This window comes from Leptotrichia hongkongensis (assembly GCF_007990635.1).
Classification (GTDB): Bacteria; Fusobacteriota; Fusobacteriia; order Fusobacteriales; family Leptotrichiaceae; genus Leptotrichia; species Leptotrichia hongkongensis.
Window position 1 is genome coordinate 424,289 of the sequence record NZ_AP019846.1, and the last position, 14,146, is coordinate 438,434.

Here is a 14,146-nt window from a genome sequence, read left to right on the forward strand (position 1 = left end):
AGCAAAAATGTTAGAAAAATCAAGCATACAAAATCTTGAAAATAGTGAATACAGACTCGAAAAGTTTGAACAATATAAAAAGCTTGAAAAAGTTAATTGGACAAGAGTAGGCTATCAATACGAAGAGCCTGAAACATTTAAGAAATTTAATAATCTAGAAATAAAGCATGGAAATCAAGAAGGAGTTACTATAAAAAATATTAGTGACTCGATAGATGAGCTGGAAAGATTAAAAAATGATAATGAATATGGACTAGGAGACTTTTTTAAGACACAGAATTTTGCTTTTTGCAATGAAGGGAAGTACCTAAAAATTGCTGAAAGAAAAAAAATTGAAAAGCCAATTTACTTAAATTATCGGGCAAATAAAGAAAATAATTTTCTAGTTGACTACAATGTTATTGAAGTAGAAGATTTTGCAAAAGTTACGGTAATTATTACTTATGATTCAGAAGACGACACACCAGTTTATCACAATGGAATTATAAAAGTGTTCACTGGAAGAAATGCAGAAGTAAAAATTATAAAAATACAAACTTTAAATACAAAAAGTTCTAATTTTGAGTCATCAAAAATTGAAACTTTGGGTCAAGGAAAAACTCAATATTACAGCGTTGAACTAGGTGGAAAGATTAATGCAATAAGCCATAAATCTTATCTTGAGGAAGATTCATCAGAAGTTTATGTATGGCCTGCATATCTTGCTGATGAGGACAGAAAGCTGGACTTGGAGTATTCAGTAGTATTCCGTGGACGTAGAACAGTTGGTGAGCTTCAAGGAAGAGGAGCTGTAAAAGATACTGCTAAAAAAGTATTTCGTGGAAACCTTTACTTTAAGCAAGGTTCGAGCAAGTCTGAAGGACGTGAAGGGGAATTCGCCATTTTGTTAAATGATAAAATAAAGGCTGACTCTATTCCAACATTATTCTGTAGCGAAGATGATGTTATCGGAGAACACGCTGCTTCTGTCGGAAAAGTTGATGAATCAAAATTATTTTATCTAATGAGCCGTGGACTTTCTGAAGGAAGAGCAAAAAAATTAATAGTAGAATCTTCATTCCGTCCAATAATGGATAACATTGATGATGAAAAATTAAGAGAAAAATTATTTGAAGAACTGGAAAGAAGAATTTAAAATAAAAAATATGAATTTGAAAAATTACCCACAAAGTGATATAATTTTTGTATTGCTTGTGGGTAAAATTGTATAGGGAGGGAAAAATGGACTACAGAAAAGAATTTCCAATATTTAAAAATAGAAATAATCACTATCTTGATACAGCGGCGACTTCACAAAAGCCCAAAAGAGTGATGGATAAAATTATGGAATACTATGAAAAATATAACGGTAATCCAGGGCGTGGTTCGCATACTTTGTCCATGGAAGCCTCAAACTTGATGTCAAATGCACGTAAAACTGTAAAGAAGTTTATCAATGCAAAATATCCTGAAGAAGTGATTTTTACAAAAAATACGACAGAATCAATTAATTTAATCGCCTATTCTTACGGAATGGAATTTATAAATGAAAATGATGAAATAATTCTAGGAATTTCAAATCATCATGCAAATATTGTCCCTTGGCAGTTTGTGGCTAAAAAGAAAAATGCTAGGATAAAGTTTGTTTATCTTACTGAAAATGGACAATTTGATATTGAAGATTTTAAAAATAAATTGTCAGATAAAACAAAACTTGTGGCTATTTCCGCTGTGGTAAATGTTACAGGAGTTATTCAGCCAATAAAGGAAATTATTGAAATTGCACGAAACAAAAATAAAAATATACGCATTCTTGTGGATGCTGCACAATCTATGCTGCATTTTAAACACGATGTTCAAAAATTGGATGCAGATTTTCTTGTATTTTCAGGACATAAATTATTTACGCCAATGGGAATTGGGGTTATGTACGGAAAAAAGGATATTCTTGACAAAATGCCGCCTTTCTTATATGGTGGAGATATGATTGAATTTGTAACAGAGGAGGAATCAACGTTTGCGCCGCTTCCAAATAAATTTGAAGGTGGAACTCAGAATGTGGAAGGAGCAGTAACTCTGGAAGAGGCAATTAATTTTATTGAAGAAGTAAGTTATGAGAAAATTAATGAAATTGAAAACTCTCTTACTGAAATTGCTTTAGAAAAATTGAAAAAGCTAGATTTTGTGGAAACATATTTTACAAAAGATGTTGAGCGCGCTGGAATTATTGCCTTTAATGTAAAAAATGTGCATTCTCATGATGTAGCATTTATACTTGACTCGTATAATGTGGCAGTTCGTTCGGGGCATCATTGTGCACAGCCTTTAATGAAGTATTTAGGAGTGCCTTCGTGCTGCCGTGCGAGTTTTAGCATTTACAACAATGAAGAGGATATTGATAAACTGATAGAAGGGCTTTTAAAAGTGAAGGAAGTTTTTGAATTATAGGAAAAATAAATAAAAGAAAAAAATTTGAAAAGGAGGTTTAATATGAATTTAGAAAAAATATATCAGCAGACAATACTGGAATACAGCAGACGTAAGGAACTAAACCGTGAAATTGAAAATCCGACATTTGCAGAACGTGGGCATAATCCAAACTGTGGAGATGACTTGACACTTGAAATAAAAACTGATGAAAATGGAGTAATAACAGATGCCGCTTTTATTGGAAGCGGATGTGCTATTTCAACGGCTTCTATGGCTATGCTGATTGACTTGGTAAAAGGGAAGACAATGGAAGAAGCAAAGGAAAAAGTAAATTTGTTTTTCAAAATGATGAAGCAGGAAGAAAAATTGACAAGTGAAGAAAGTAAAAAATTAGGAGATGCTGTTCTTATGGAATATGTGGCTCAAATGCCTGCAAGAGTAAAATGTGCGACACTTAGCTGGCATTCATTAAAAGTAATTGTGGATAAGAGTGAAAAGTAGAATAATAATATAAAAAAGCTGTATCATGATATTTATGAAACAGCTAATTTTTTTGTTAAATATTCCAGTTCTTGTTAAAATCAATTTCAAAATCTCCAGATTTACTTATTTTATTTGAAGCATTTAAAATAAATTCTTCTAAAATACTGTATCCAAAGTCAAAATGGGAATTGAATACATTTTTAGAAAAATTTTTTACGCTGTCTTTATAATGAAAATCCAAAAGTTTCCAAAAATCAAGGCTTGATATTTCAAGATTTCCAGTGATACTGTATTTTCCAGAAGATACTAACTGGTCTGAATTATAATTGAAGTTTTCCGTTTGGATATTTTTCACAATTTGTTCGGATGTAGAATTTTTTGAATCAGTAGATTCGGATTTTATGTATGAATTATCTAATACTGATGTTTCAGTTAAATCATTTCTTGTATTTGAAAGATTTTCAAGTTCAGGATTGTTTATTGATAATATTAAGTTTTCAAAATTTTGTGGCAAATTTTCATAAGGAACGTTTGGAACATCGGTTGTAATCATCAAAAATCCTGCATTTCGTTCTTTTGACAATTTTAGTAGAGTTTCGTACTGTTCTGGTGCTGCAGAGTGAACAACATGGACAATACGGCTTGCATTTTCAGGATTATTTTCAAAATTGTAAGTTCTTGGAGTCCAATGATTGATGTAGTTATTTGCAGATACTTCACTCGTTAGCCATAAATCAGAGTATTTAGACATCTCGTCTGTTACTGTTCCTCCAGGATTTGCGACTATGATTGAGTCGGGATACTTATTTTTTATATAATTATATATTTGTGCCATATAATCAATTTCTAATGGATTTGTACCTGATGAAACTTCATCAAGGAAAATTCCAGAAATATTATCAGAGCCATAAAAATGTATATATTTGTCAATTTCAGAACATACTTTTTTGATACTTTTAGTATACTCATTTGTGGTTACATATCCAAGATTTTTAATTCCAAGATCCTTGTTTTTTTTAATTTGAACAACATAGTCATAATCAGCCTTGTCAGAAGGACCATTTGCAGGATTGATAATTACATAAGGAATCGTTGCTTCATTTTCTGCAAATTCATTATCTATGATGTGATTATTTTTTTTATCATCATCCTTGCTTTTATGAAAACCATCTGTATAGCTAAAATCCACTTTAAATTCGTTTTCATTTTTTAAATTATTTTTTATAATATCGTAAATTTCTTCATTTTTTGAAAATTCAATATTTTCGTTATTCAACAAGTTTTGTTTATTTGAAAATGAATTGCCACTTGAAATATTTATGGATGGATTATTATTCGAGTTTACTGCTTTTCCAAAGCCCAAGCCCGTTATGCCTGCTAAAAAGGATGGAATCAAAAAATTATTATTTTTCAACTTTTTTTTCATAATAACTCTCCTTTCTAAAATTTTAGTCTTCTTAAAAGACTTTTTTATGACCAATAAAAAATTTTAAAATAATAAATTCGGACTGATTCAGTTTTAGTTGTAGTCCGAATTGAAATATGCTCTAATCCTTAAATATATCCAACTTATCTAATAGAGTTTATATTTTAATGTTACACTATTCAAATCTTTTCTTTTTTTAGCAATATATAATATCATTTTTTTTTTATAATTTCAAGGAAAAAAATTTATTTTTTTATATTTTTTTGTAAAAATTATATATAGCAATTCTATTTTAAAACGAGAACAGAGTTAGATTATAATTTTACTTTCGCTAACTACAAAATCTAAAGTTATATCGTGTTTTTCAGTTGGAACGCTATCAATTATCTGAAAATCATAACAAACTCCAATAAACAGAACTTTATTATTTTTCTTTCTGACTTTTTCCAAAAAAGTGTCATAATATCCTCCACCAAACCCAATCCGATTTTTCTTAGAATCAAAGGCAAGAGCAGGAACAATGACAACATCCAATATTTCTTCATCATAAAAGTCGTTGGAAGAAGATTCATAATATCCAAATTTGTGTAAAATAAGTTCATTTTTATTATATTTATTAATTTTCATTTCTCTATTTTTGCTATTTGTAATTTTAGAAATAAAAAAATTTTTCTTTGGATAAAGTTCTAGTAGCTTTGTGATTTTGACTTCGGTTTTCATATCCATAAAAATCATAATATTTTGAACATTCTCAATATATGAAACCAAATTTTTTATAATTAAATCACTTTTTTATTAATATCTTTATCAGAAAGAATATTCCTTTTTGCCAGAATTTCTTTTCTAATTTTATCTTTTTTATTTGTAAATCTGTTTTTGTTTTTTTCATATGGAAATTCTCCTTTATAAAATCCCGTCTATTATTAAATTATTTTATTTTCATTGGAATTCCGGAAACTACAAAATATACCTCATCTGCCTTTTCTGCAACAATCTGATTCATTTTTCCAGCAATTTCACGAAAATACCTTCCAAGAGGATAACTTGGAACAAGCCCCATTCCCAGTTCATTTGATACAATTATTACATTTTCAAAATTTTGACTGACTTTAAGAAGTTCATTTACCGAATTTTCCACATTTTTATTTAATTTTTCCACAATTTGAACATATAAATTTTTATCAAAATTATCCCAGTCAATATCTCTTTCTTCAAAAATTATATTAGTAACCATATTTGTAAGGCAGTCTACAAGCATGTTGTGCTGTGTTTCATTATTATTTTTAAAAAAATGATTTAATGAAATTTCAAAATTTTTGTAAGTTTCGACGGTAATCCAATTGTTTTCACGTCTTTCTTTGTGTAGTCTCACCTTTTCCTTCATTTCCTCATCAAAGACAATTGAAGTCGCTAAATATATATTTTCCTGTTTTCCATTATTTAATTTTAGCAGCATTTCTTCTGCGAACTTGCTTTTCCCACTTTTTGCTCCGCCAGTAACAAAAATTAATCCCATTTTTTCTCCTTTTCGTATTCATAATTTAGTAGTTTGATATTCAAAAAAAGAGAAAAATACATTGTTAAATTTCTCTCTTTTTCTGAAAAAATTTTAGTTAATTTCTATTTTTTCTGCTTTCAATTACTTTTTGTGCCAAATCTCCTATTAATTCTTCGTATCTTATGAGTTTCATTTCAAAGTATCCACGTCCCTGCGTGATTGCCTTTAATTCGTTTGCATATTTGAAAGTTTCAGACATTGGAGCTTCAGCAGTAATTTTTTGTTTTGTTCCTTTGTGAGCCTCCATTCCCATTACTTTTCCACGTTTTTTGTTAATATCTCCTATTATATCTCCGATGTATTCTTCTGGAACAATGATTGTAAGCTCCATAATTGGTTCAAGCAATATAGGTTTTGCCTCAAGCATTCCTTTCTTGAAGGCCAAGTTTGCTGCAATTTTGAAGGCCAGTTCAGAGGAATCAACATCGTGATATGATCCGTCGTATAAAACTGCTTTTATGTTAGTTACAGGATAACCTGCCAGCACCCCTTCCTTAAGAGATTCCCTTAATCCTTTTTCTACCGCTGGAATATATGATTTTGGAACGCTTCCTCCTGTGATTGTTTCTTCAAAGACAAAATCTTCGTCGTCGATATGTGAAAATTTAATTAATACATCTCCGTATTGTCCATGTCCTCCAGACTGTTTCTTATGTTTTCCCTGAACATCAGAAGTACCTTTAATTGTTTCCCTGTACGGAACTTTTAATTCTACAGTTTTTATTGTTATTCCGAATTTTGCTTTTAATTTTTCGATAACTGTGGCACAATGAAGTTCTCCTTGTACTCCGAGAATTGTCTGGTTCGTTTCAAGGTTTCTGTGCCATCTGAATGCTGGGTCTTCTTCCATTAGACGATTGAGTCCTAATGACATTTTTTCATCATCATTTTTATTTAGAGGCTCTATTGCCACAAATAACTGTGGTTTTGGAAAAGTTATGTCTTTTAATGAAGTTTCCTTCTCACTTGCTGATAATGTATCAGAAGTACCTGTGCTGTTAAATTTTGAGAATACGACAATGTCTCCTGCAATTCCTTTTTGAATTTCTTCCATTTTATTTGTTACAAATGTATTTATTTTTCCAATTTTTTCTTTCGTTTTTTTATTAATGTTAAAAACCTCGCTGTCTTGCTTGATTTCGCCAGAATAAATTTTGGCATAAGAAACTTTTCCAAGGAAAGAATCTATAGTTGTCTTGAAAATCTGGCAAACGAACTCATTTTTTTCAGGCTGTATCTTTTGATTATCAGAAGGCGATGGCAAAAAGTCCTTTACAATATCAAAAGCTGTATGAAGTCCGATATTTTTTAAAGTCGAACCACAAATAACAGGAATTACTGAACAGTCAAGCACTCCCTGTCTAAGCCCTCGATGAATTTCAGCTGTTGTAAATTCAATTCCATTAAAATATTTATCCATTAGTTCCTCATCTGTTTCTGCAACAGCTTCTAACAGCATTTCACGAATAGGATTAATCTGATTGTCCATATCAGCTGGCATATCTACAGTCTTGCACTCATTTTTTCCTTTATCAAACTCTCTTGCAAACATATCAACTACATTAATATGACCTCTAAATCCATCCCCTTTTCCCCAAGCCACATGAAATGGAGCAATTCGTTTTCCATATTTTTCTCTTAATTGTGAAAGAATCTTTTCATAGTCTGCCTTTTCATTGTCGATTTTGTTTACAAAGATAAATCGTGGAATATTTCTGCTGTCTGTAAGTTCTAGAGCCGTTTCAGTACCAACTGTCAAATCAGTAGTCCCATCAACAATAATAATAGCTCCATCAACTGCCGCAAGTCCAGATTCAACTTCTCCAAAAAAATCACTATAGCCAGGAATATCTACAAAATTATATTTTGTCCCCTGATATTCTATGGCATGAAGACTGAGAGAACTTGTAATCTTAGTATCATTTTCACTACCTGTAATACGGCTGGCAAGCCCTGCTGTAAATTCCAGACCTTCCACCATATTACTTTTTCCAGAACCGCTATGTCCCAAAATACCAATGTTTCTAATGTTACTGCTGTCATATATTCTCATAACATTTCCTCCCTATATATATTTCCATTTTAACGAATTCTATTCTATATTAAATTTTAACTTGAAATTAGAAAAAATCAAGTTAATTTTCTTTATATTTAAAATGTATTTCCATTTTATAATGAATATTTAGTATTAGGCTTTGTTTAGTAGTAGATTTTACTATTTTTATTACATTTTTTCTTTTTTCACGGATTTACTCATTACTTTAAATCTTTATCCCAATAATTAAAATTATTTTACAATACTTATGATTAGACTAATACTTTAATTTACTCAACAAAGACTAATTATAAATATTTGATTGGTATTTTGATTTGAAATTTAAATTGACAAAACCTGAAATTAGGTTTATAATTTTACCAAGAAACAAAGAAACCAAAAAAGGAGTTTTTTTATGGAAAGTAATATTTTGGAAATGAATAAGACAATCTCAATTTCTTCTAAAAATCAGATTACAATTCCTAAAAAAGTTATGGAATATCTAGGTTTTACAAAAGAGGCAAAAATAAAGGTTAGCAAAGGCTCTTTGATTGTAACGCCTGTAAAAGAAAATGAAGATATGGAATTTTCAGATTTGATTTTGGAGGACTTGATAAAGGAAGGATATTCAGGAGAAGAACTTTTAAAGGAATTTAAAGTGAGAAAAAATAATATCAAGCCTGCAATCCAGAAATTAATATCAGACACGGAAAAAAACGGAGTAAGTTATGAGGATGTATTTGGGGAGGATTAATAATGGAAACGGAAGTGATTATATCCACTGGTGCGGCAAAACTTTAAAAAAATATTTAAAGTCACAATAAAATAGTGTAAGAAAAAAGTCAAATTTTTCAAGTAATTTGTGAAAGATTTGATTTTTTTAATAGCAGTTTTTAGTATTTTTATTACACTTTTTCTTTTTTCATGAGATTACTTATTACTTTAAATTTCTTATATTGTAGTAAATCTTTATCTCAATAATTAAAAATAGCTACACAACACCTATTACCAGATTTTCCAACTTCAAGACTTTTCTTTTTACTTGTCAGAACGAATAAAAGTTCTGTTAATTTGAATTATTTAGAGAAGATAAATCAATTTTTTAAAATAAAAAAGAAAATTACTCAAAATTTTATATAGAGCAATTTTCCCTAAAACAAATATTTCAACTTTGTATTTTTGTTACATCAATTCATAAATTAATATTTTATTTAGTATTTTCACAATGTATATATCCGCTAGAATATTCATAACATGTTCTTCCTCTTTCAGCTGCCTTTTGACGTGCTCTTTCCCATCCTTTTGGATCAAGCAATTCACATCCGACAACACTTAATCCAAGCATAGCGATAATCAAAATTTTAAATAGACTTTTCATATAAAAATCAGCTCCTTTGTATTATTTTGTTTATTGTTTTAAAAAGTATTGTTTATATTGAATTATATCATTTTTTTTTTTTTTTTTTTGGATTTCATTAGAAAGTTGTTAGATTTAAAATTTTTATTTAGTAAATAAAAACGATTTTAAAGTAAAAAATTAAATAATCTAAAAGATAGATTTTATATTAAAATACAACATTTCTGATTGAAGTTTTAATACCGATATGATAAAATTTTAGAAGAAAATAATGGAAGAAAAAATTTTGAAAAATAGAGGTAAATTGATGAAAAAAGATAAAATTGGGTTTTTGATATTTCATATATTTTTTATTGCGTTTGTGCTGTTTTTGAAAAATGTAGTTACTTTTAAGAATGAAGCATTGGAGATGAAATTTTTGGAATGTCTGCTTATGGGTGTTTATATTTATACGTTTTTTACGGCGAAAATTTATTTGGAGTGGCTAAATTCGTATATGATTTTTTTGTATACGCTGTTTTTGTTTAATTTTACAAGGATATTTCTGGATATTGTGAATTATAGGGAGTTTGGATGGGCTACGAAGTTTGCTAATTTTTATTTTTTTTATGATGTGAGAAATGAGATAATAAATGTTTTTCTGCTAGTGTTACTGTTTACGCATCTAGGATTTTTCATTGCGATTTCAAATGAGAAGATTAATGAGATTAGAAGCAGTGTTATGCTTGAAAGCAGAAGGCTGTTTACGAATGTCGGAATGGCTCTGTTTATAATTTCATTGCCTGCTTTAGCCTACAAGATGTTTATTCAGCTAAGGGTTATTTTGCGGGCTGGATACGAGGCTTATTATACTGGAATTTTAAAAGGAGTTGATTATCCTGCATTTACAAAAGGCTCTGGTACAGTAATGACAATTGGATTTTTGATATTTTTAATTTCAATTCCATCCAAAAGAAAATTTTTGACAATTTCTTCACTTTATCTTATGGTAAAACTGCTGGATTCGTTCAAGGGGGCAAGAGCAATATTTTTGACACAGCTGCTTTTTATAATGTGGTATTACGCAAAAGTCTATGGAATCAGGATAAAAGCCAAGACGATGGTAAAATTAGTAGGATTTACCGTGATTTTTTCACAAATTCTGGTGTCTGTGCGAAGTAAAAAAATATTCAGTCTGGATTTGGTAAACACAATTTTTAATTTTCTATTTTCTCAAGGAGTAAGTTATCTTGTGCTTGGCTACACAATCAATTTTAAGCACAGCATTGTTGGGAACGGAAGCTACCCCTACATCTTGCAGGGAATATTCGGCTTTAAGCCACAGTCGCTGGAAACGCTTGCCACAACCAACTCCATTGCGGATAAATTAACATATTACCTAAATTCAGGTGCTTATTTAAAAGGGGAAGGAATCGGCTCAAACTATATTGCAGAAATGTATGATTTAGGCTACTTCTGGTTAATTGTAATTTCAATTCTGCTTGGAATTTTTATTATAAAATACGAAAAATATGTTGTAAAAAATAGATTTTTATTATTAACAAGCTATTACTTCATACCAAATTTATTTTATATCCCAAGAGGCTCATTCTTCGGAGAAGGTCTAATAAAAAATATGGCAATGCTAATAGCAGTTTATGTGATAATTTTCAGTTTTGACTACATGTATAGGAAAATTGCGGAAAAGAAGGAATTAATTTGATTTTTTAGGGAGTTGAATGGGATTGGATGAGAAAATTCAAGAGTTTAAAATGCTGTGGAGTGAAAAATTGATAAAGCTTGGAATAGCAATTTTTTTGATAGGATTAATAGTTTTTTTATTTAAAGGAAGTGAGATATTTGACCAGCTTTTTTTGATAATATTATTGGTTGGTGTAGTAGTTTTGTTAAAGATAAATTTTGAGTTTAATCGGAAAGTAGTAATTTTAAAAGATATTTTAGTTTATTATGAAGATGGAAGAGAATGCCATCGTGCAAAGATAACTGGAAGCAATATCAAAACGTACTATAAGGAAAAAAGAGCTTATAGAAGCAGGTACAAATGTAAGTATATGTCGATAAATAAATTTGAAATCCCTATTTATTCCCTTGGACTTAAAGCTAGTATAGAACTTGAGAAAGCAATATATGAAATTCAATATAAAAAAAATAACACAGTAATAAAAAACAGATTATTTACAATTCCTAGGGAAAGATTAATTAAAGAAAAATTTGGAAATTTTATTGTTGATACAATCGTTACATTTTTATTGTTAATAATGGCAGCAGCTAATGCAAATACTAGAGCATTCTTTTTAATTGTTTATTTGATTATTGTTAGTTTAAATGTATTTTCTCTAATAAAATTAAATAAACTTACACCTAAAACTATAAAAGTTACAAAAGATGTGATTATTATTGATAATGTAGAATACAACAAATCTGATATAAAAGAAATTAAAGTTACTAATTCAGATATAGTTACTTTAACAACGCTTTTTAAAACCAGAAGATTAAAAATAACAGGAAAATTTGGAAAAAGAATATTCACATTGGGAGCTTGTCCAAATTCTGAATTTAAAAATTTCAGAAAAGATATGATTTATGAAAATTATGAAAGGCTTTATAAAGAAATAGTGAAATTTTGTGTTAAAAATGAGATTGAGTATGAGTTAGTGTAGAAAAATAGGAGTTTAACGTTGATGGAAATAGAAAATATAAAAATAATAAAAGGAATCCATTTGACTATATCAATGATATAGTCAAATGGACTAATGAAAAGGGAAAGGGCTTTCTTGAGCAATGGGCTGGAAAAAGTCTTGATTTTCCACTTACAGAAAGTCAGATTGATGATTTGAAGGGTATTTATTCGATTTTTTGTGAGAAAGAGTTTATAGGAATCATTCAGAAAATACGAAAAGAGAGGGATAATATCCATATTGGAAGATTTCTGATTAATCCTGAGCTTACTGGAAGAGGGCTTGGAAAAAGGGCTTTGATAGAGTTTATAAATTTAATTTTTCAAGATGAGGACGTGAATTCGATTACGTTAAATGTGTTCGATTATAATGCGGGGGCAAAGAAATTGTATGAGAAAGTTGGATTTAAAGTTGTGAATGTTACTGAAAATCCGATGAAAAAGTATATGATGATTATGAAAAAAGGTGAAAAATAGGAGAAAATAATGATAGAAAAAAAAATATATTATGTCTGGATTGGAAACGCCAAAAAGCCAGATATTTTCTATAAATGTCTGGAATCGTGGAAGAAAAATCTGCCTGATTTTGAAATAATAGAGATAAATGAGAAAAATTTTGATATGGAAAAACATCTTGCGAAAAATAGATTTTTTCGTGAATGTTACGAAAGAAAGCTTTGGGCATATGTCTCGGATTATATGAGAGTGCATTTTATGTATGAAAATCCTGGAATTTATGTTGATACGGATATGGAAATAATTAAAGATTTGACACCGATTTTGGAAGGAAAAGATGAATTTTCTAAAAATGGGAAGATGAATTTTTTTATTGGGTATGAGGATAAAAAACACATAAGTGTCGGGATTTTTGGGACAACGAAGCATAATGAAGTGTTAAAGGACATTAAAGATTTTTACGAAAATGACATTTGGAAAAAGCCGATTTGGACAATTCCTAAGATTTTTACGTATACTTTTGAGAAAAAATATAATTTGAGCGAGAAAAGGGAAAATGCTTTAAAAAACGGGGAAATAGTTATTTTTCCGAAAGAATATTTTTATCCTTATGGGTTTAAGGAAATTTATTCTGATGATTGCATAAAACCTGAAACATACGGAATTCATTGGTGGAATGACAGCTGGAGCAGTTTGAAGGCAAGGTTGTTTTTGGAAACGAAGCATTTGTCAGGAGTAAAAAAAATGATTAAAAAGATGAGGATAATTGCGAGGTTTTATTTGAAGGAAAATAGATAAAAATAAGGATTATTTAGATAGAAATAAAAAAGTAAAAATAAAAAGGTTTGGTAGATACTAAAAAAAGTGATATAATTGAATGAAAAATTTGGAATAACAGATAAATTTTTATTAGAGAAACTGTTATTTTGAGAAAATAAAGAAGGATTAGGAGAAATATTGGAAAAATGAGTAATTTAAAAAAAATATTGTTGTCGCTTATGATTTGTGGGGCAACTGTTAGCTGGGCGAAAGAATTTAAAATAATGACATATAATATCTATGGAGGAAGACTTACGAATGGTCAAAAACTAGGTGAAAGCATTAAGCCGTACGAGCCTGATTTTGTATCACTTCAGGAAGTTGATAAGTTTACGAAAAGAAGTAATTTTCGTGATATAACTTCTGATATTGCGAAAGTTCTTGGTTATGACTATTATTTCTTTAAGAAATCAAGAGATTATGATGGTGGGGAATATGGGATTTCATTTATTTCAAAATATCCGCTTGAGAAAATATATACTTATGAATTACCATCGGAAGGGGTTGAAAAAAGACAGCTTATAGTTGCAGAACTTTCTAAAAAGACTTTTGGGAAAAAGGTGCTGGTAATGAATACGCATTTGGACTTTAAGCAACAGATAAAGCCTGAAGAAATGGAGTCACTGGACTTGCTTACAAAATTTTTTGATAAAGATGATATAAAGTTTTTGAGTGGAGATTTTAATTTTTTACCAACAACAAAATATTACGGAGAAATAACAAAAGGCTGGAGAGATACTTACATGGAATCTAATGTTGGTGGTTTAAGAACGCTTTCGGATCCACGTATTGACTATATTTTTGGTAGCCAGTCGAAAAAATGGAAGGTGAAATCAAGCTATTTTATTAATGATGCAACCCAGGACTGGACAAAACTGTCAGATCATCTTCCATATATGACAATTTTAGATATAAAATAAAAGAAA

14 protein-coding genes are annotated in these 14,146 nt (G+C 29.5%); 9 read left to right on the forward strand and 5 right to left on the reverse strand.

Translation table 11 applies throughout. The features are described from left to right. Positions 1 to 7 precede the first annotated feature (7 nt). The 3 genes from sufD (at position 8) to sufU (ending at position 2,910) form a co-directional block, all read left to right on the forward strand. Positions 8 to 1,135 (forward strand): Fe-S cluster assembly protein SufD, encoded by a 1,128-nt coding sequence (sufD, locus tag FVE75_RS02045; protein ID WP_147004963.1) that lies wholly within the window; start codon positions 8 to 10, stop codon positions 1,133 to 1,135. Between the two features lie 86 nt (positions 1,136 to 1,221). Beyond that, positions 1,222 to 2,427 carry a cysteine desulfurase gene (locus FVE75_RS02050; RefSeq protein ID WP_147004964.1) on the forward strand — a complete coding sequence of 402 codons (1,206 nt, stop codon included), beginning with the start codon at positions 1,222 to 1,224 and terminating at the stop codon, positions 2,425 to 2,427. A 42-nt stretch (positions 2,428 to 2,469) separates the two neighbouring features. Then, a complete protein-coding gene (gene sufU, locus FVE75_RS02055; protein WP_026746833.1) occupies positions 2,470 to 2,910 on the forward strand; it encodes a Fe-S cluster assembly sulfur transfer protein SufU in 441 nt (146 codons plus the stop codon). Positions 2,911 to 2,965: 55 nt separating this feature from the next. Here sufU and FVE75_RS02060 read toward each other — a convergent pair whose 3' ends face one another. From FVE75_RS02060 to FVE75_RS02075, 4 genes are all read right to left on the reverse strand, one after another. Continuing rightward, positions 2,966 to 4,318 carry a spherulation-specific family 4 protein gene (locus FVE75_RS02060; RefSeq protein WP_147004965.1) on the reverse strand — a complete coding sequence of 451 codons (1,353 nt, stop codon included), beginning with the start codon at positions 4,316 to 4,318 and terminating at the stop codon, positions 2,966 to 2,968. Positions 4,319 to 4,627: 309 nt separating this feature from the next. Then, complete coding sequence (locus FVE75_RS02065; RefSeq protein WP_232052587.1) at positions 4,628 to 5,053, reverse strand: 5-formyltetrahydrofolate cyclo-ligase; 426 nt, start codon at positions 5,051 to 5,053, stop codon at positions 4,628 to 4,630. Between the two features lie 193 nt (positions 5,054 to 5,246). Then, complete coding sequence (gene cobU / locus FVE75_RS02070; protein WP_147004966.1) at positions 5,247 to 5,834, reverse strand: bifunctional adenosylcobinamide kinase/adenosylcobinamide-phosphate guanylyltransferase; 588 nt, start codon at positions 5,832 to 5,834, stop codon at positions 5,247 to 5,249. Between the two features lie 97 nt (positions 5,835 to 5,931). Next, positions 5,932 to 7,929 (reverse strand): elongation factor G, encoded by a 1,998-nt coding sequence (locus FVE75_RS02075; RefSeq protein WP_147004967.1) that lies wholly within the window; start codon positions 7,927 to 7,929, stop codon positions 5,932 to 5,934. 397 nt (positions 7,930 to 8,326) lie between these two features. On the opposite strand from FVE75_RS02075, the gene FVE75_RS02080 reads away from it, so the two are divergent. Continuing rightward, complete coding sequence (locus tag FVE75_RS02080; RefSeq protein WP_147004968.1) at positions 8,327 to 8,665, forward strand: AbrB family transcriptional regulator; 339 nt, start codon at positions 8,327 to 8,329, stop codon at positions 8,663 to 8,665. A 453-nt stretch (positions 8,666 to 9,118) separates the two neighbouring features. On the opposite strand, the gene FVE75_RS10870 is transcribed toward FVE75_RS02080, so the two are convergent. Further along, the gene (locus FVE75_RS10870) at positions 9,119 to 9,289 is read right to left on the reverse strand and encodes a hypothetical protein (RefSeq protein WP_172618756.1); all 171 of its coding nucleotides are present in this window, start codon (positions 9,287 to 9,289) and stop codon (positions 9,119 to 9,121) included. Between the two features lie 250 nt (positions 9,290 to 9,539). Between FVE75_RS10870 and wzy the strand changes: the two genes are divergently transcribed. From wzy to FVE75_RS02105, 5 genes are all read left to right on the forward strand, one after another. After that, entirely contained in the window at positions 9,540 to 10,970 is a 1,431-nt protein-coding gene (gene wzy / locus FVE75_RS02085) for an O-antigen polysaccharide polymerase Wzy (RefSeq protein WP_232052588.1), read from the forward strand. Between the two features lie 16 nt (positions 10,971 to 10,986). Next, positions 10,987 to 11,928 (forward strand): hypothetical protein, encoded by a 942-nt coding sequence (locus FVE75_RS02090; RefSeq protein WP_147004969.1) that lies wholly within the window; start codon positions 10,987 to 10,989, stop codon positions 11,926 to 11,928. Positions 11,929 to 12,101: 173 nt separating this feature from the next. Continuing rightward, on the forward strand, positions 12,102 to 12,422 hold the full coding sequence (locus FVE75_RS02095) for a GNAT family N-acetyltransferase (RefSeq protein WP_232052589.1): 321 nt from the start codon (positions 12,102 to 12,104) through the stop codon (positions 12,420 to 12,422). 9 nt (positions 12,423 to 12,431) lie between these two features. Then, positions 12,432 to 13,199, forward strand: a complete 768-nt coding sequence (locus tag FVE75_RS02100) for a glycosyltransferase (protein WP_147004970.1) — start codon at positions 12,432 to 12,434, stop codon at positions 13,197 to 13,199. A 167-nt stretch (positions 13,200 to 13,366) separates the two neighbouring features. Beyond that, positions 13,367 to 14,140: an endonuclease/exonuclease/phosphatase family protein gene (locus FVE75_RS02105; RefSeq protein ID WP_147004971.1), complete on the forward strand. Its 774-nt coding sequence runs from the start codon at positions 13,367 to 13,369 to the stop codon at positions 14,138 to 14,140. The last annotated feature ends 6 nt before the right edge of the window (positions 14,141 to 14,146 follow it).